The 17,569-nt window shown below is 73.2% G+C and carries 15 protein-coding genes; 5 read left to right on the top strand and 10 right to left on the bottom strand.

Annotated elements, in window-relative coordinates; all coding sequences use genetic code 11:
* Nucleotides 1–117 precede the first annotated feature (117 nt).
* A complete protein-coding gene (gene lysX / locus ACIRPX_RS09310) occupies nucleotides 118–3,396 on the bottom strand; it encodes a bifunctional lysylphosphatidylglycerol synthetase/lysine--tRNA ligase LysX (RefSeq protein WP_404190559.1) in 3,279 nt (1,092 codons plus the stop codon).
* Between the two features lie 86 nt (nucleotides 3,397–3,482).
* On the opposite strand from lysX, the gene ACIRPX_RS09305 reads away from it, so the two are divergent.
* Nucleotides 3,483–3,944 carry a universal stress protein gene (locus ACIRPX_RS09305; RefSeq protein WP_384255883.1) on the top strand — a complete coding sequence of 154 codons (462 nt, stop codon included), beginning with the start codon at nucleotides 3,483–3,485 and terminating at the stop codon, nucleotides 3,942–3,944.
* A gap of 104 nt (nucleotides 3,945–4,048) precedes the next feature.
* On the opposite strand, the gene ACIRPX_RS09300 is transcribed toward ACIRPX_RS09305, so the two are convergent.
* Nucleotides 4,049–5,200, bottom strand: coding sequence for a CapA family protein (locus tag ACIRPX_RS09300; protein ID WP_404190557.1), 1,152 nt, complete (start codon nucleotides 5,198–5,200; stop codon nucleotides 4,049–4,051).
* Nucleotides 5,201–5,433: 233 nt separating this feature from the next.
* On the opposite strand from ACIRPX_RS09300, the gene ACIRPX_RS09295 reads away from it, so the two are divergent.
* The 3 genes from ACIRPX_RS09295 to ACIRPX_RS09285 all read left to right on the top strand — a co-directional run bounded on the left by ACIRPX_RS09295 (nucleotide 5,434) and on the right by ACIRPX_RS09285 (nucleotide 7,458).
* Nucleotides 5,434–5,979, top strand: a complete 546-nt coding sequence (locus ACIRPX_RS09295; RefSeq protein WP_404190555.1) for a sigma-70 family RNA polymerase sigma factor — start codon at nucleotides 5,434–5,436, stop codon at nucleotides 5,977–5,979.
* Between the two features lie 155 nt (nucleotides 5,980–6,134).
* Nucleotides 6,135–6,647: a hypothetical protein gene (locus tag ACIRPX_RS09290; RefSeq protein WP_404190551.1), complete on the top strand. Its 513-nt coding sequence runs from the start codon at nucleotides 6,135–6,137 to the stop codon at nucleotides 6,645–6,647.
* A 151-nt stretch (nucleotides 6,648–6,798) separates the two neighbouring features.
* Entirely contained in the window at nucleotides 6,799–7,458 is a 660-nt protein-coding gene (locus tag ACIRPX_RS09285; protein WP_404190548.1) for a zf-HC2 domain-containing protein, read from the top strand.
* A 39-nt stretch (nucleotides 7,459–7,497) separates the two neighbouring features.
* Here the strand turns inward: ACIRPX_RS09285 and ACIRPX_RS09280 are convergent, their stop codons facing one another.
* The 3 genes from ACIRPX_RS09280 to ACIRPX_RS09270 form a co-directional block, all read right to left on the bottom strand.
* Complete coding sequence (locus tag ACIRPX_RS09280; protein WP_404190545.1) at nucleotides 7,498–8,361, bottom strand: Fpg/Nei family DNA glycosylase; 864 nt, start codon at nucleotides 8,359–8,361, stop codon at nucleotides 7,498–7,500.
* Nucleotides 8,362–8,407: 46 nt separating this feature from the next.
* On the bottom strand, nucleotides 8,408–10,483 hold the full coding sequence (locus ACIRPX_RS09275; RefSeq protein ID WP_404190542.1) for a SpoIIE family protein phosphatase: 2,076 nt from the start codon (nucleotides 10,481–10,483) through the stop codon (nucleotides 8,408–8,410).
* Between the two features lie 80 nt (nucleotides 10,484–10,563).
* The gene (locus tag ACIRPX_RS09270; protein WP_404190540.1) at nucleotides 10,564–11,742 is read right to left on the bottom strand and encodes a DUF6777 domain-containing protein; all 1,179 of its coding nucleotides are present in this window, start codon (nucleotides 11,740–11,742) and stop codon (nucleotides 10,564–10,566) included.
* Nucleotides 11,743–11,895: 153 nt separating this feature from the next.
* Between ACIRPX_RS09270 and ACIRPX_RS09265 the strand changes: the two genes are divergently transcribed.
* On the top strand, nucleotides 11,896–13,320 hold the full coding sequence (locus tag ACIRPX_RS09265) for a lipase maturation factor family protein (RefSeq protein ID WP_404190537.1): 1,425 nt from the start codon (nucleotides 11,896–11,898) through the stop codon (nucleotides 13,318–13,320).
* Here the strand turns inward: ACIRPX_RS09265 and ACIRPX_RS09260 are convergent.
* The 5 genes from ACIRPX_RS09260 to ACIRPX_RS09240 are packed head-to-tail and all read right to left on the bottom strand — an operon-like array spanning nucleotide 13,308 to nucleotide 17,539.
* Nucleotides 13,308–14,138 (bottom strand): amidohydrolase family protein, encoded by an 831-nt coding sequence (locus tag ACIRPX_RS09260; RefSeq protein ID WP_404190534.1) that lies wholly within the window; start codon nucleotides 14,136–14,138, stop codon nucleotides 13,308–13,310. The two genes, ACIRPX_RS09265 and ACIRPX_RS09260, sit on opposite strands and share 13 nt — an antisense overlap.
* Nucleotides 14,135–14,449 carry an L-rhamnose mutarotase gene (locus ACIRPX_RS09255; RefSeq protein ID WP_404191201.1) on the bottom strand — a complete coding sequence of 105 codons (315 nt, stop codon included), beginning with the start codon at nucleotides 14,447–14,449 and terminating at the stop codon, nucleotides 14,135–14,137. Before ACIRPX_RS09255 ends, ACIRPX_RS09260 begins: the two co-directional genes overlap by 4 nt.
* Entirely contained in the window at nucleotides 14,446–15,432 is a 987-nt protein-coding gene (locus tag ACIRPX_RS09250) for an aldo/keto reductase (protein ID WP_404190531.1), read from the bottom strand. Before ACIRPX_RS09250 ends, ACIRPX_RS09255 begins: the two co-directional genes overlap by 4 nt.
* Entirely contained in the window at nucleotides 15,429–16,184 is a 756-nt protein-coding gene (locus ACIRPX_RS09245; protein ID WP_404190529.1) for an SDR family NAD(P)-dependent oxidoreductase, read from the bottom strand. The genes ACIRPX_RS09250 and ACIRPX_RS09245 overlap by 4 nt, the downstream gene beginning before the upstream one ends.
* On the bottom strand, nucleotides 16,181–17,539 hold the full coding sequence (locus ACIRPX_RS09240) for an L-fuconate dehydratase (RefSeq protein ID WP_404190526.1): 1,359 nt from the start codon (nucleotides 17,537–17,539) through the stop codon (nucleotides 16,181–16,183). The genes ACIRPX_RS09245 and ACIRPX_RS09240 overlap by 4 nt, the downstream gene beginning before the upstream one ends.
* Between the last annotated feature and the right edge of the window lie 30 nt (nucleotides 17,540–17,569).

Genomic DNA, 17,569 nt, shown 5'->3' with positions numbered 1-17,569 from the left:
TCAGTCGCCCCGCCCGGGGCCCGGCGCCGACAGCAACACGGCGGCGGCACCGGGAAATCACCCGCCCGGCGCAGGCAACCGGCCCAATGACGGCGTGTCGGCGGCGGCCGGCGGGCGTCAGCGGCGCCGGACCAGCGGGAACGGCAGGGTCTCGCGGATCGTCAGGCCCGTGAGGAACATGACCAGGCGGTCCACGCCGATACCGAGGCCCCCGGTGGGAGGCATGGCGTACTCCAGGGCGTCGAGGAAGTCCTCGTCCAGCTCCATCGCCTCGGGGTCGCCGCCGGCGGCCAGCAGGGACTGGGCGGTCAGCCGCCGGCGCTGCTCGACCGGGTCGGTCAACTCCGAGTAGGCGGTGCCCAGTTCCGTGCCGAAGGCGACCAGGTCCCAGCGCTCGGCCAGGCGCGGGTCGGTGCGGTGCTGGCGGGTGAGCGGGGAGACGTCGGTGGGGAAGTCCTTGTAGAAGGTGGGCAGTTGCGTCCGCTCCTCGACCAGGCGCTCGTACATCTCCAGGACGATGTCGCCGCGTCCGTCGTCGGCGGTGTACGGCACACCCGCGCGGTCGCACAGCCGCTGCAGCCGCTGCAGGTCCGTACCGGCCGCGACCTCCTCCCCCAGGGCCTCGGAGATCGCGCCGTGGACCGTCTTGACCGGCCAGGCGCCCGAGATGTCGTACTCCTTGCCCTCCTTGCGGGCGACGGGCGAGCCGAAGGCGGCCGTGGCCGCGCCCTGGATCAGTTCGCGGGTGAGGTCGAGCATCACGTCGTAGTCGGCGAAGGCCTGGTAGGCCTCCAGCATGGTGAACTCGGGGTTGTGCTTGTAGGAGACGCCCTCGTTGCGGAAGGTGCGGCCGAGTTCGAAGACCTTCTCCAGGCCGCCCACGCACAGCCGCTTCAGATACAGCTCGGGCGCGATGCGCAGGTACAGGTCGAGGTCGTAGGCGTTGATGTGGGTGGTGAAGGGGCGGGCGTTGGCGCCGCCGTGGATCTGCTGGAGCATCGGCGTCTCCACCTCCAGATAGCCGCGCTCCAGCAGCCCCTGGCGCAGCGCCTGCACGGCGGTGGAGCGGGCGCGGATCACCGCGCGCGCGTCGGGGCTGGAGATCAGGTCGACGTAGCGCATACGGACCTTGGCCTCGGGGTCGGCGAGGCCGTGGCGTTTGTCGGGCAGCGGGCGCAGGCACTTCCCGATGAGCTGCCAGCCGGTGACGAAGATCGTCGGCTCGCCCTGGTCGCTCACGCCCACCGTGCCCGTGGCGGTGATCTGGTCGCCGATGTCGGTGTCGGCGGTGAAGCGGTCGAGGGCGGGGCCGCAGCGGTCACGGGTGAGGGCGAGTTGGCGGTCGCCCGACCAGTCGCGCAGCACGACGAAGACGATGCCTCCGAAGTCCCGTACGAGCATGACCCGGCCGGCGACGGCGACCTCGTCGCCCGCCCGGACGTCGGCGAGGGCGTGGGTGCGGCGGGGGATGCCGACCGGGTAGGGGTCGGTGCCGCCGGCGCGCAGCCGGTCCAGGGTGCGGTGCCGGACGCGGACCTGTTCGGGTAGGCCGGCGTAGGGATCGCCGGGCCCGGCCTCGTCCCCTCCGGCGAGGCCGAGCGCCGACAGCGACGGCAGGCCCTCGGTGGTCGCGGGCCTGGACGCGCCTCTCGGGTGCCCCTTTCCCCAGAGTTTGCGCAGCGACGGTACGGAGACGAAGCCCTCGGCGATGCCGGAGGCCAGGCCGATGCGGGCCAGGGAGCCGGTGTCGCCGTAGCAGATGAAACGCGGGTACCACTGCGGGTGGTACTTGGCGTTGGAGCGGTACAGGGCCTCCAGCTGCCACCACTTGGAGAAGAACAGCAGCAGGCGCCGCCACAGCCGCAGGACCGGTCCGGCGCCGATGCGGGCGCCCTCCTCGAAGGCCGAGCGGAAGACGGCGAAGTTCAGCGAGATGCGGCGCACGCCCAGTTTCGGGGCGGCGGCGCACAGCTCGGCGACCATGAACTCCATGACGCCGTTGGGCGCGGCGCGGTCACGCCGCATCAGGTCGAGGGAGACGCCGTCGCGGCCCCAGGGCACGAAGGACAGCAGCGCGAGCAGGCGGCCGTCCTCGCTCAGCGCCTCCACCAGGAGGCAGTCGCCGTCGTCCGGGTCGCCGAGGCGGTCCAGGGCCATCGAGAAGCCGCGTTCGGTCTCGGTGTCGCGCCAGGCGTCGGCCTTGTCGACGACCTCCTCCATCTCCGCGTCGGTGAGGGTGGCGTGCCGGCGGATGCGGCAGCGGGCACCGGTGCGGCGCACCCGGTGCACGGCCTGCCGGGTCACCCGCATGTCGCGGCCGTCGAGGTCGAAGCCGGCCACGTGCAGGATCGCCTCGTCGCCGAGTTGGAGCGCGCCGAGTCCGGAGCGCGCGAAGGATCGGGCGCCGTCCTCGGAGGCACCCATGGCGGCGGGCGCCCAGGCGTGCCGGCGGGCCACGTCCAGCCATGCGCCGATGGCGTGCGGCCAGGCCTCGCGGTCGCCGACGGGGTCCCCGCTGGCGAGGCAGACACCGGCCTCGACGCGGTAGGTGACCGCCGCCTTGCCGCTGGGCGAGAAGACGACGGCCTTGTCCCGGCGGGTGGCGAAGTAGCCGAGGGAGTCCTCCTCGCCGTAGGCCCTGAGCAGGGCGCGGATGCGCGCCTCCTCGTCGCCGTGCAGGGCGGACTCCATGCGCTGCGAACGGAACAGGGTGGCGGCGGCGTTGAGCAGGGCGAGGGCGCCGAACAGGCCGAGCAGGAAGTACAGGCCGCGCGGCGGGCTGCCGTCGAAGGAGCGGCTGGAGACCAGTCCGCCGCAGACGCGGTTGGCGGCCCACAGCAGGCGCCTGCCCTCCGGGAGCGTCCCGGGGAACAGGGCCACCAGACCCCAGCCGACGAGGATGCCGGCGAGCAGCCCGGCGAGCAGGACGAGCAGGGCCCGGCGGACGGCGGCGCGGCGGGTGGCGGCGTAGAACTCCCGGCGGGCGACGATGAGCAGGGCCAGCGCGAGGGAGCAGACCACGAGGGAGCCGACGGACTCCGCGTACAGGCCGAGCGCCACGCCGAGGATGTCGGTGAGGGCCAGCAGGCCCAGGTAGACGACCACCAGCCACCAGGCGATCTTCTTGCGGGCGGCGGTCGCGGCGGCGAGCAGGAAGAGGAAGACGGCGTAGGCGAGGTTCGCGCTGACGGGGACGATGACGACGTCGAGGAAGCGGACCACGGGCCGCAGCACGACGCGCAGCGGCCGGATGAGGGCCAGCAGGACGCACAGCAGCCCCACCGCGCCGAAGAAGGTCCCGAAGGCCTCCGGCACCTTGCTCATCGGCCCGTGTCCGGGCGGCCGTATCGGGCCCGTCGTCGCCCCGGGCGGGGAGGCCTCCGCGGTGGCACTCATGCTTTCGAGAGTAGGAAGTACGCGGCCGCCTCGCCCGTCGAGCCCGGACATCGGTGCGACCTGCGGCTTCCGATAGCCTCACAGCCGTGACGGAACACCACTCGCATCAGTTCGAGCGGGGCACGGACGGGCCCAAGGTCATCGTGGTCGGGGTGGACGGCTCGGACACCTCCATGCGCGCCGCGGCATATGCCGGTGGCCTGGCCCGGCGCCAGGGCGCGCTGCTCGCCGTCGTCTACGTGCAGCCGGTCATGGCCGCGGGCGCGGCCATGGGAGCGCCGGTCGCCGAGACGACGGACGAGATCGCGGAGGAGCTGATCGCCTACATCCGGGACGCCACCGAGCGTCTCAAGGGGATATTCGAGGTGCGCTGGGAGTTCCACACCTTCCGCGGCGACCCCTACGGGGGCCTGGTGAAGGCGGCGGACGAACTGAAGGCCGACGCGGTGGTGGTGGGCGCCTCCGAGCAGGCCGGACACCGGATCGTGGGTTCGGTGGCGGTCCGGCTGGTGAAGGCCGGGCGGTGGCCGGTGACGGTGGTGCCGTAGGACCCGCCCGTCACACACGGGTCCGCACACGGTGTCCTCCCTCCCGGAACACGCCCTGGGACCGCCCCGGGGCAGGGGGGTCGGCGGGGCGGGGCGGGCCGCGGCTACCCGCCCATCACCAGGCCGTCCTTCGCCGCGCCGCGGCTGAGCACCACGTCGCGGATCGCGTCACGCGCGGCCTTCACGTCGGCGCCCCGCCGGAGCGCCTGGCCGAGCTCGACGACCCGGCCCGCGTCGACGTCGAAGAGCAGCGGGATGAACTCCGCCTTGGCCACCTCCCAGCGTCCGCCCGGCTTCGCGGGCGGGGCGAAGGTGAAGCGGCCGAGGGTGGACTCGTTGCCGCGCGGGTCCTTGACGCCCTGGTCGTCGGTCATCTCGCCGGCGATCTCGTCGCCCAGGCCGTAGATCACCCAGGTCCCGTTGACCTTCTCGTACGCCTGCGGCACATGGGCACGGGTACCGAGGATCAGGTCGATGTCGGGGCGGCCGCCCGTGCGGGCGGCGGTGAGCTGCCGGGCCAGGGCGAGCTGCTGCCCGTCGGGGGCGTCCTGCCATTCGGTGCCCCATTGCAGGGAGACGACGACCACGTCGGCGCCCGCGCGCCGGGCGGTCCGGGCGTCCGCGACGATCGCGTTCTCGTTCATGAGGCTGACGGCCCAGGGCCGGCCGGCGGGCAGCGGCCTGCCGTTGGTGTCGAAGGTGTAGGCGAGGTGGGCGACCTTGGCGGGGCCCGCGCGCAGCATCGTGACGGTGTGCGCCTCGGTCTCGGTGCGTGCCGAGCCGGCGTGCCGTACGCCGGCCGCGTCGAGGGCGTCGAGGGTGCGGCTGATGCCCTGGGCGCCGTCGTCGAGGCTGTGGTCGGAGGCCGTGGAGCAGCCGTCGTAGCCGGTGGCGGCGAGCGCCTGGGCGATCTCCGGCGGTGACCTGAAGTCCGGGAAGCCGGTGTAGTCGCCGTTCGCGCCGTAGACCGTATCCAGGTGACACAGCGCCAGATCGGCGCGGGAGACGACGGGTTCGGCGCCGGCGAGCATGGGGCGGAAGTCGTAGGCGGTGCCGCCGCCGTCGAAGCGCGCCCGGTCGATGACGGGGCTGTGCGGCAGGATGTCGCCGGAGGCGACCAGCGTGAATCCGCGCGCCGCGGCCGGTGCCGGCCGGCCGGCCGCGGCGGTCGGATGACGGTGCTGGGCCTGACAAGCGGCGCCCGCGGCCAGAACGACCGTCAGGGCGAGGGCAACCTGTCGTCTGCGTGCAATCATCGGCTCACCCCACTGTGGTCCTATTTACGGACAAATAGGTACGAAGTTGGGAGCGCCCCCAAACAACCCCGCTACGCCGATTGGCCCGTCCGGCGTCCCCCGCCGGCGCGCGGCGGGCCCGCGCGCGCCGGCCGGAACCGTTCGTCGAACCGTTCGCCGACGCGATCGACCGTCCGCCGCAGACGCGGGCGCGCTCCCTGTCCCGGGACGGCCGCCTGCGATGCCATACGGCCATGACGGCCGGACCCATCCTCACGAACGCGACGACCGCCGAGCACGAACTCGCCGCGCTCCAGCGGGAGCACGGACGACCCCTCTTCGCCCTCCTGCTCAGGCTCTGCGACGGCGACCGGCAACGCGCCGAGGACCTCGTGCAGGAGACCCTCGTGCGCGCCTGGCAGCATCCCGAGGCGCTGCGCGCCGGCGACTTCGATTCCGTACGTCCGTGGCTGCTGACCGTGGGGCGGCGGCTGGCCATCGACGCGCGGCGCGCCCGGCAGGCCCGCCCGCCCGAGGTCGGGGACGCGATCCTGGAGACCACCCGGGTGATCGGCGACCACGCCGAACGGGCCGCCGCCGCCCTCGACGTACGCGAGGCTGTGAAGACACTCACTCCCGAGCACCGTGAAGTCCTGGTGCTCGTGTACTTCCACGGGGCGAGTGTTGCGGAAGCCGCCGAAACGCTGGGGATTCCGCCCGGTACGGTGAAGTCCCGCGCGTACTACGCGTTGCGCGCCCTGCGCCGGGTGCTTCCGGGTTATGCGGCCGACCTGCGGTGAAACGGACCGCCAAGTCAAACCTCGGTAAAGCGCCTTGCTGAAGACATGCGTTGAGCAATGGGCTGTCTTCATCCGTGTTCCGGACTGGGGGCCCGGGGTCCCGGAGGGGATCTCGGGCCGGGCGACGCGCACGCACCGGAGGAAGGCAGGACGGGATGCTGCACAGAGGTCACAAGAGCACGGACGGAGCCGGCGGCGATGAACTGGTCGTCCCCATGGCCTGGCTGTACGCCGAGTACATCGCCGACGAACTGCTGCGGACGGGCGACCTGATGCCACCGACGTCCTTCGAGTTCCGGGCCGGTCGCGACGCCCTGGCGCTGACCGTCTTCCTGTCGGACACGGACGGCGAGCTCCCGGGCATCCGGGTGGTCTCCCAGCTGGAGAACTGGCTGTCGCTGACCGCCTACGACCAGCCGTGGCAGGACTGGGTGCGCGAGCGGATGGCGCTGCTGGGCGCCGAGGCCGCCGACGCGGGCGGTCCCGCGCCCGACCTGGAACTGGCCCAGGCCGCCTGGCGCTGGCTGGAGGAGACCGAACTTCTGGCGCCCGATCTGAACGCGGTGCCCGGCGGCGCCGTGACCGGTGAGGAGGACGGACCGAAGGTGTGGACGAAGGCGTGGCAACTGGGGCTGCCGCTCGGGCACCTCGCCATCCACCTTTTTTAGACGCCTCCGGTCCCGGACCAATCCGCGTGCCCGACCGCTCCGAACCCCTTGGTTGCGATTCTGTGGATGCCTTGAGTGATTCGACTGTCTGGTGCGTACCGGTGGGAGCAAGGAGTAACACCCCCCGCACCCAACGGCACGAGGATTCGGCATGTGGTCGTCCCAGGAGAGGCATCGCGACGTCGCCGCGTACGCGCTCGGCGTGCTGGACGAGGCGGACGCCTTCCGCTTCGAGGACCACCTCATGGAGTGCGCGCGCTGCGCCGCCTCCGTGACCGAATACGGGCCCATCACCCGGCAGATGATGCTGTACCGCCGGGCGACGCCACGGTTCGTCAGCCCCATGACGAGGCCCGGCCCGCAGCTGCTGGACCGGCTGATGGCCGCCGTGGCGGCCCGGCACCGGGCCGGCCGGCGGCGCTTCGTCTTCGCGCTGGCGGCGTCCGCGGCGATCGCCGTGACCGGGCCCGGCATCGCGATGTCGGTGGGCCACGGCGGCGGTGACAGCACCATGCGCCTCGCGGCGACCGACGCCCACACGGGGGTGTGGGCGCAGGTCACGTCCCAGAACGCGGAGACGGGCAGCCAGGTCGTGCTGGAGATCAAGGACGGCGCGGGCCCCCACTCGTGCCGGCTGATCGCCGTCGGCCACGACAACTCCGAAGAGACCGTGACCAGCTGGACCGTTCCCGGCCACCACGCCGGCCCGATCACCATGCGCGGCAGCTCGGCCATGCACACCGGCGACATCGCCCGCTACGACGTGCGGACGGCCGGCGGGGAGCATCTGGTGACCCTTCAGGCCCGCTGACCCCGGGCGCCGGACGGGCCTTCGCCGTCCATGCCGCCGTCACTTCAGCAGCCGTGACATCCTGCGGTCCGCCAGGGGCTTGCCGCCCGTCTGGCACGTCGGGCAGTACTGCAGCGAGGAGTCGCTGAAGGAGACCTCGCGGATGGTGTCGCCGCAGACCGGGCAGGGCTCGCCGGTGCGGCCGTGCACCCGCAGGCCGCTCTTCTTCTCCGCCTTCAGCCGGCCCGCCGCCACGCCCCGGGAGCGCTCGACGGCCTCGGTGAGCGTGTCCCTGAGCGCCGCGTGCAGACGGGCGGTCTCCTCGGGGGTGAGGGACGCCGCCAGCTTGTAGGGGGACATCTTCGCGGCGTGCAGGATCTCGTCGCTGTACGCGTTGCCCACGCCGGCGATCAGGCTCTGGTCGCGCAGGGCGCCCTTGAGCCGGCGGCGTTCCGGCTTGAGCAGGTCCGCGAAGCGGGCGAGGTCGAAGTCGTCGCCGAGCGGGTCGGGGCCGAGGCGGGCCACACCCGCGATCTCCCGGGGGTCCTGGACGACGTGGACGGCGAGGCGCTTCTGGGTGCCCGCCTCGGTGAGGTCGAAGCCCTCCCCCGTCTCCAGGGCCACGCGCAGGGCGAGCGGGCCCTTGCCCGGGCGGGGCGGGCCGTCGGGGAGTCTGTCCCTCCACTGCAGCCAGCCGGCGCGGGCCAGATGGGTGACGAGATGCGGGCCGCCGTCCGTCACGAGGTCGAGGAACTTGCCGTGCCGGTGCACCGCGACGACCTCATGGCCCTCCACGGCCGAGAGCGGCGGGTCGTAGGTCTTCAGGACGCTGATCGCGACGGGCAGCACCCGCACGATCTCGTGACCGACCAGGTGCTCCGTGAGGAAGTCCTTGAGCGCTTCGACCTCGGGCAGTTCCGGCATACGTCCAGAGTGCCACCCGGCACCGACAGTGCCGGGCGGGACCGGCTCAGTCCCCGCGCGGGACCAGGAACTCGCACCAGACGCACTTGCCGCCGCCCCGCGCCTCCACGCCCCACGCGTCCGTGAGCAGGTCGACCAGGAGCAGGCCCCGCCCGGAGACGCCCGACTCCCCCGCCTCGCGGCGGCGTGGCAGGGCGCTGGAGGAGTCCTCCACCTCCACGCGCAGCCGGCGGTCGCTGCCGGTGAGGACCCTGAGCGTGACGATCGCGGCGCCCTCGGTGTGCATCAGCGCGTTGGTGATCACCTCGTCGGCGACCAGCTCGATCTCGTCGGCGCGCTCCGCCGCGCCCCAGGCGCGGACCGCGGCGCGGATCATGTGCCGGGCCTGGGTGAGGGCCTCGGGGTCGCCGGGTGCCACGTGCTGCTGGAGCCGGCCGCCGGCCTGGGTGGTGTCCAGGCCGCGGCGGCGCAGCAGGAGCAGGGCCACGTCGTCGTCGCCGCCGCGTTCCTCGGCCACGTCGATCAGGCAGTCCGCGAGGTCCCGTACGTCCTCCGGTCCCGAGGCGATGAGGGCGGTGAGCACTTGCACGCCGTCGTCCAGGTCCGCGCCGGGCTGTTCGACCAGGCCGTCGGTGCACAGCAGCAGGGTGTTGCCGGGGTCGAGCTCCAGGGTGCCGACCGGGTACTCCAGGCGCCCGAACTCCGCCGACAGGCCGAGCGGCAGCCCGCCCGGGACGGGCACCCGGCGGCAGCTGCCGTCGGTGTGCCGGATCAGCGGGTCGATGTGGCCGGCCCGCACCACCTGCACCACGCCGGTGGACAGGTCCGCCTCCGCGTACAGGCAGGTCGCGAAGCGGTCGGTGTCGAGTTCGTGCAGGAAGACGGAGGCACGGGCCATCACGGTGGCGGGGGTGTGGCCCTCGGCGGCGTAGGCGCGCAGCACGATGCGCAGCTGGCCCATGACGGCGGCCGCGTGCGTGTCGTGTCCCTGGACGTCGCCGATGACGGCGCCGACCCGCCCGCCGGGCAGCGGGATGAGGTCGTACCAGTCGCCGCCGATGTCGCGGCCGAGGGAGGCGGAGCGGTAGCGCACGGCGACGTCCGCGCCGCGGACGCTGGGGATGGTGCGCGGCAGCATGGCCTGCTGGAGGCCGGAGGCGAGGTCCTTCTCCTGCTCGTAGAACATGGCCCGCTGCATGCTCTGGGCGATGCTGCTGCCGAGGGCGAGCAGGACGTTGCGGTCCTCGGCGGAGAAGCCGCGCCGGTCGCTGTAGAGCAGGCCCATGGCGCCGATCGGCCGGGCCTGGACGATCAGCGGCAGATACGCGGCGGACGTGATGTGCAGGTCGGTGATGTGCGGCCACAGCAGCGGATAGCCCTCGGCGAACTCCTCGGGCGACTCGATGAAGCGCGGCGTCAGGGTCCGTACGACGTCGCTCATCGGGTAGGGCTCGTCGATCCGGGTGACCAGGGTGCCGGGGACGAAGCTGCCCGCCGGGCCCTCCGCGATCAGCCGGATACGGCCCGCCTCGACCAGGCCCATGACCAGGCTGGTGGCGCCCAGGTGGGTGAGGCCGTGGGTGTCCTTGACGACGTCGATGACGTCCTGGACGGTGCGGGCGTGGGCGAGGGCGGCCGTGGTGAGCTGGACGACGTTGGTCTGGTGGCGCCGGGCCGCGTCCTGGGCGTCCCGCTCGTCGCGGGCCTCGCTCTGGCTCAGCTCCTCGGTGGCGTCCCGGACGATGCCGATGATCCGGCGCGGGCGGCCCGTCTCGTCGCGCCGGATGTAGCCCTGGGTGTGGGTCCAGCGCAGGGTGCCGTCGCGGCGGCGGATGCGGAAGTAGGCGCCGTAGTTCTCGCTGCCGTCCTTCATGGCCTGGGCGACGAGGCTGTCGAGGCGGTAGCCCTCGGCCGTGGGGACCCGGACCGCGAGGCTGCCGGGGCGGTCGTCGTACTCGTCGGGGCGCAGGTCGAAGACCTCGTGGGCCTGGGCGTCCATGTGGAACAGACCGGTGTCCAGGTCCCAGTCGAAACTGCCCATGAGGTTGAGCGCCAGGATCGGGTCCGGGTGGGCGGGCCAGTCGTCCGGGAGAGACAGGGCGCTCGCTCCCCGATCAACCATGGAGCCACCTTGCCAGGATTCGCCCGATTCTTCGACCGGGAGCACACGGGATTTTTCCTGCTCCCCGGCCGTCGCGGTGATCAGCCGCGGCGGATGCCCGCGGGGTCGTGGAAGGCGACGCTGGTCGCGGTGGCGTCGGGGATCAGGCCGTCGCCGTCGGGCTGGTCGGGGGTCTCCGGCACCGTGTCCGGGCCGGTCCGGTCCGGGTCGTCCGGGGAGGACGGCGCGGCGGGGGAACGGTCCGGGTCCCCGGGCACGGGAGCCGTCGGTGGTGCGACCGTGGCGGTCGCCGTGGGGCAGCCGGCCGCCCCGGACGGCGGCGCCGCCGGGGGTACGGCGTCGGTGGCGTCCGGTGGGACGGTCACCGTCGGCGGCGGGCTCGGGCAGTCGCCGGACGGGGCCGGCGGGGACGGGCTCGTGCTGCCGGGGCTCTCGCCCGGAGCGGTGCCAAGGGCACTGCCGTCCGGGTCGGGCGTCGGTGTCGGCCGTGGGGTGAGGAGCGCGGGCGGGGGGACGACGTGGTCGTGCTGGACGTCGTGCCCGACGTGCCGCTCGATCCAGGCCCGGTGCGCGACGTCGATGATCGTGAGGTCGGTGACGGACTGCGGTGCCGGTGTCACCACGATCACGCGGGCGGACCGGTAGCCGGGCCAGGCGGAGCCGTGCGTCCGGCCGCCCTGCGTCGCGCCGGCCGCCTGGAGCGGATTGCCGCAGGCGCAGCGGACGCGGGGCATGCCCCGGTCGTCGACGAGGACGGCGGTGCCGGCCTGGAGGACGGCCGGGAAGCCGGTGGTCCGGCCGGCGCGGTAGCCGTGGTCGGCGACCAGGGTGTCGGCGCGCAGCACCACCGGGGCCAGGCCGCGCAGATAGTCCGGCAGGGAGGCCGGGGAGACGCCGGCGGCCAGGGCGAAGGCGCGGGCCTTGGCCCGGTCCGCGGCCAGCCGGCCGATCTGGCCGTCCACGTCGCAGCTGCCCACGTGCGCTGTGCCCGCGTAGAGCCCGGGCAGGGAGCCCGGGACGGCGCGCACCGCCTGCGGGCCGTCGGCCGGCGAGGAGTCGCCGGGCCGGGGCGCGCCGGTGACGGGCGGTGCGAGGGCCGTGGAGCCCGTGAAGGGGTCGGGGCCCTGGTCCGCGGCGGGCTGGAGGAAGACCTCCGCGCCCGCCCGCGGGTCCGCCTCACCGCTGCCGCCGCAGCCGGCGACGCAGAGCGCCGCCGCGAGCGTGCAGGCCGTGGCGAGGGTTCGGGTGGCTGTGCGCACCTCGTCCTCCCACCTCATTCCGGACAATTCGCCACTATTGTTTGCTTCACCCTCTTGGGTTACGCAAGCGGAAGACGGATAAGCGGACAGTGACGGGAGGTTCGGCGCGCGACAGGATGACACGACGACAACGGGAGCGAGGAGCGCACGGCCGTGGACTGGTTCACCGCACCCGGGTACTGGCTGAGCCGGCTGGTCCTCCAGCGGGCTCTGGCCGGGCTGTACCTGGTGGCCTTCTTGACGGCGGCCCTCCAGTTCCGCGCGCTGATGGGCGAACGGGGCATGCTGCCCGTCCCCCGCCACCTCGAACGGGTGCGCTTCCGGCAGGCTCCGAGCCTGTTCCAACTGCACTACTCCGACCGCTTCTTCGCGGCCTGCGCCTGGACCGGCTGCGCGGTCTCGGCGGCGCTGCTCGCCGGGGCGGACTCCCGGCTCCCGCTCTGGGCGGGGATGGTGCTGTGGCTCGTTCCCTGGGCCCTGTACCTCTCGATCGTCAACGTCGGCCAGACCTGGTACGCCTTCGGCTGGGAGTCCCTGCTGCTGGAGGTCGGCTTCCTGGCGGTCTTCCTGGGCAACGACGAGGTGGCCCCGCCCCTCGTGATCCTCCTCCTGCTGCGCTGGATCCTGTTCCGGGTGGAGTTCGGCGCGGGTCTGATCAAGATGCGTGGGGACGCCTGCTGGCGGAAGCTGACCTGCCTGGACTTCCACCATGAGACGCAGCCGATGCCGGGCCCCCTGAGCTGGTTCTTCCACCATCTCCCACGGCCCCTGCACCGGGTCGAGGTGGCGGCCAACCACGTCACCCAACTCGTCGTGCCGGTCCTGCTGTTCACCCCTCAGCCGGTCGCCACGGCCGCCGCGTCGCTGATGGTCGTCACCCAGCTGTGGCTGGTGCTGTCGGGCAACTTCGCCTGGCTGAACTGGATCACCATCGTGCTCGCCGTCTCCGCGCTGGAACTCCCGGCCGGCGCACCGTCGTCCGTGCCGGCCGCGCCGCTCTGGTACGAGATCCTGGTCCTCGCGGTCGCCGCCGCGCTGCTCGCCCTCAGCTACCGCCCGGTCCGCAACATGCTCTCCCGCCGCCAGGTCATGAACCGCTCCTTCGACCCCCTCCACCTGGTCAACACCTACGGCGCGTTCGGCAGCGTCAGCCGGCTGCGCCACGAGGTGGTGATCGAGGGCACGGACGAGTCCGTACCGCGCGAGGACTCCGACTGGCGGGAGTACGAGTTCAAGGGCAAGCCGGGCGACCCGCACCGCTGGCCGCGCCAGTTCGCCCCGTACCACCTCCGCCTGGACTGGCTGATGTGGTTCGCCGCCCTCTCCCCCTCCTACGCCGGCGCCTGGTTCGGCGTCCTGGTCGAGCGCCTCCTCGAGAACGACCGCGCCACCCTGCGCCTGCTGCGCCGCTGCCCCTTCCCGCCCGATGCCCCGCCCCGCTACATCCGCGCCCGCCTCTTCCGCTACGAGTACACGAGCTGGCGCGAGCTGCGGCGGACCGGGGCCTGCTGGGAGCGGACGTTCGTACGGGAGTACCTGCCGCCCACCCGGCTGGCGGGGGCGGCTCAGAGGTCGTAGACGCGGGCGGCGGTGGTCCCGAACAGCCGTGTGCGCTCGGCCGGGCTGAGCCCGTCCGTCAACTCCCTTGCGATGCGGAGCACTTCGCCGTACGACGCCCGCTCCGTGCACACCGGCCAGTCCGAGCCGAACATCAGGCGGGAGGGGCCGAAGGCCTCCAGGGCGATGTCCGCGCAGGGGCGCAGGTCGGTGACCGTCCAGGTGGGGGACGCCTCGGTGAGGAGGCCGGAGAGTTTGGCGGCCGTGTTGGGCAGGGCCGCGAGGGCGTGGAGGTCCCGGGACCAGGGCTCGAGGGCGCCGGTGGCGAGCGGGGGTTTGCCCAAGTGGTCGAGGACGAAGGTCAGTTCGGGCAGGCTCGCGGCCGCCTCGGTGCAGGCCGGGAGGTGGCGGGGGAGGACGATCAGGTCGTAGACGAGCCCCGCCGCGGCCACGGCCGCCAGGCCGCGGCGCACGTCCGGGCGCAGCAGCCAGTCGGGGTCCGGTTCGGCCTGGACCTGGTGACGGATGCCCTTGAGGTGGCGGCCGCCGGGGAGTTCGCGCAGCCGGGCGAGTTCGTCGGCGACGTCCGGGCGGGTGAGGTCGGTCCAGCCGACCACTCCCGCTATCAGGTCGTGGGAGGCGGCCAGGGCCAGGAACTCCGGGGTCTCCGCGGGGACGGTGACCGTCTGGACGAGGACCGTGCGGTCGACTCCGGCCGCCCGCGCCCCGGGCTCGAGGTCGGCGAGCGTGAAGTCACGGCGGATCGGGCTGTGCTCGGGGATCCAGTCCTGGTCGCGGACCGACAGGTCCCAGACGTGATGGTGGGCGTCGACGGTCACGGCAGCTCCCAGACCACCGGCAGGCCGGCTGCCGCGCCCTCGCCGGAGTAGTCGTGCACCACCTCCAGCAGCTCCGCCATACGTGCCTGCCAGGCGACGTTGACCGGGAGCTTCTCCAGCCCGGCGAGGAGGCGGGCGTAGTCCTCGCAGTCCAGGAGGTGGAAGAGGTCGGTGCCGCTGCGCCAGATCGTCCAGGAGGTGGCGCCGGCCGCGCGGATCGCGGCCGTGAGCTCCTCGGGGACCTCGCGGTGGGCGGCCTCGTACGCGGCGACACGGTCCGCGCGGACCTTGGTGTGCAGGGCGACTCTCAACACGGCTCCTCGGCGGGGACGGGGGCGTCGGGGTGCAGGAGGCCGGTGGCGCGCAGTTCCTGCCAGAAACCGTCCGCCACCGGTGCGGTGAACTGCTCGGCGCAGTCGCGGACTTCGGCCGCCGAGCGGGCCCCGACCAGGACGCTCACGACTGCCGGATGCGCGGCGCAGAAGGCGAGGGCGGCGGCGCGCAGGGTCGTGCCGTGCCGGTCGGCGAGGCCCTTCAGGCGCAGGGCGCGCTCGACCAGCTCGGGCGGCGCCTGCGTGTAGTTGTACGTCGCTCCCGGCCTCGGGTCGGCCAGCAGGCCGGAGTTGAAGGCGCCGCCGACGACGACCGAGGTGCCGCGCTCCCGTGCGGCGGGCAGCAGGTCGCTGAGGGCGCGCTGGTCGAGCAGGGTGTAGCGGCCGGCGCACAGCACCATGTCGACGTCGGTGTCACGGACGAAGCGGGTGAGCATCTCGGCCTGGTTCATGCCGGCTCCGATCGCGCCGACGACGCCTTCCGAGCGCAGCTTCTCCAGCGCCGGATAGCCCTCGTGGAAGGCCTGTTCGGCGTGGTCGTCGGGGTCGTGGAGGTAGACGGCGTCGACGCGGTCGAGACCGAGCCGGGTCAGGCTCTCCTCCAGGCAGCGGCGTACGCCGTCGGCGCTGAAGTCCCACACGCGGCGGTGCGTGGCGGGCACGGCGAAGCCGTTGGCGAGGTCGTCGCCGCCCGCGCCGGACGGCTCCAGCCGGCGGCCGACCTTGGTGGAGATCGTGTAGGCGCCGCGGGGGTGTGCGCGCAGGGCCGCGCCCAGCCGTCGTTCGGACAGGCCGATGCCGTAGTGCGGCGCCGTGTCGAAGTAGCGCATCCCCGCCGCCCATGCGGCGTCGATCGCCTCGTTGGCCTGTTCGTCGCTCACCGCGGTGTAGAGGCTCCCGATGCCGGCCGCGCCGAGGCCCAGCGGGCCGACCTCGACGCCGCTCCGGCCGAGCCGGCTCACTGTCCCACCGGCCTCAGGCGCAGGCCCTGCATGCCGCCGTCCACGGCGAGGGAGGTGCCGGTGGTGGCGCCGGACAGGGGACTCGCCAAGTAGGCGATGGCACCGGCGACTTCATCGGCCGAGACGAGCCGGCCGGTGGGCTGGCGGGCCTGCAGGGCGGCGCGTTCGGCGGCGGGGTCGGCGGCCTGGGCCAGCAGCCGGCCGATCCAGGGGGTGTCCACCGTGCCGGGGTTGACGCAGTTGACGCGGATGCCCTCGCGGACGTGGTCGGCGGCCATGGCGAGGGTCAGCGCGTGCACGGCGCCCTTGGACGCGCTGTACAGCGCCCGCTGCGGCAGGCCCGCGGTGGCGGCGATGGAGCAGGTGTTGACGATCGCCGCGTGCCGTGAGGCGCGCAGCTGCGGGAGGGCGGCGCGGGTGACCCGCACCATGCCGAGCACGTTGACGTCCAGGACACGGTGCCATTCGGCCTCGTCGTTGTCCTCGACGGTGCCCTGGGCGCCGATGCCCGCGTTGTTGACCAGTACATCGAGTCCGCCGAGTTCGGCGACCGCGGCGGCCACCGCCGCGCGTACGGAGGCGTCGTCGGTGACATCGGCGCGGTGGGCGAGCAGCGGCTTCTCCACCGAGGAGGGGTCGAGGTCGAGGACGGCGACCTGGGCGCCGCGGGCGGCGAGGAGTTCGGCGGTGGCCCGTCCGATCCCGGACGCCCCGCCCGTCACCAGAGCCTTCAGGCCCTCGAAGTCCGTCATGCCGCCCGTCCTTTCTTCGCGTCGCGGTCGGCGGCCCAGAAGGCGCCGTCGGGGAAGGAGTACCGCGCGATCGACTCGGGCCGCATGGCGGCCGAGAAGCCCGGCGCGGTGGGTGCCGTGTAGTGAGCCTCGCGGATCACCACCGGATCGAGGAAGTGGTCGTGCAGATGGTCGACGTACTCGATGACCCGGTTCTCGACCGAGCCGGAGATGCCGATGTAGTCGAACATCGACAGGTGCTGGACGAGTTCGCACAGGCCGACGCCGCCCGCGTGCGGGCAGACCGGTACCCCGAACTTGGCCGCGAGCAGCAGGATGGCGAGGTTCTCGTTGACGCCGCCGACGCGGGCGGCGTCGATCTGGACGATGTCGAGGGCGCCGGCCTGGAGCATCTGCTTGAAGACGATGCGGTTGTGCACGTGCTCGCCGCTGGCGACCTTGACGGGGGCGACGGCCGCACGGATCGCGGCGTGCCCGAGGACGTCGTCGGGGCTGGTCGGCTCCTCGATCCAGTACGGGTCGAACTCGGTGAGCGCCTTCGTCCAGCGGATCGCCTCGGCGACGTCCCAGCGCTGGTTGGCGTCGATGGCCATGCGGATGTCCGGGCCGATGACCGAGCGGGCGACGCGGCAGCGCCGTACGTCGTCCTCCAGGTCCGCGCCGACCTTCAGCTTGATCTGCCGGAAGCCGTCGGCGACGGCCTGGGCGGCGAGCCGGGTGAGCTTGTCGTCGCTGTAGCCGAGCCAGCCGGCCGAGGTGGTGTAGGCGGGGTAGCCGCGCTCCAGCAGCCGGGCGGTCCGCTCGGCGGCGCCCTGCCGGCCGCGGCGCAGGATCTCCAGCGCCTCGTCGGGTGTCAGCGCGTCCGTCAGATACCTGAAGTCGATCTGCCGGACGAGCCATTCGGGGTCGGCGTCGGCGAGCAGCCGCCACAGGGGCTTCCCGGCACGCCTGGCCGCCAGGTCCCACACGGCGTTGACGACCGCGCCGATCGCCATGTGCATCACGCCCTTCTCGGGGCCCAGCCAGCGCAGTTGGCTGTCGCCGATCAGGTCCCGGTAGAGGGTTCCCGGGTCGGCGCACACCTCCTCGACGGACCGTCCGACCAGGTGGTGGCGCAGCGCCTGGATCGCGGCGACCTGGACCTCGTTGCCCCGCCCGATGGTGAAGGTGTAGCCGTGTCCCTCCGGCCCGTCCGCGCCCTCGTCGGATTCGGTGCGCAGCACCACGTACGCGGCCGAGTAGTCGGGGTCCGGATTCATCGCGTCGGAGCCGTCGAGCTCGCGCGAGGTCGGGAAGCGGATGTCGTGGGTGTCTACCGCGGCGATACGGCAGGCGGGGCGGGGCGTCGGGGACACGGATGGCCTTTCGGTCGGGGGCAGGGGCGG

The sequence above is a fragment of the Streptomyces sp. NPDC101225 genome (assembly GCF_044767585.1).
In the GTDB taxonomy this organism is placed as follows: Bacteria; Actinomycetota; Actinomycetes; order Streptomycetales; family Streptomycetaceae; genus Streptomyces.
Note: the sequence above shows the minus strand (reverse complement) of the source record. Positions and strands in the feature narration are given on the sequence as shown.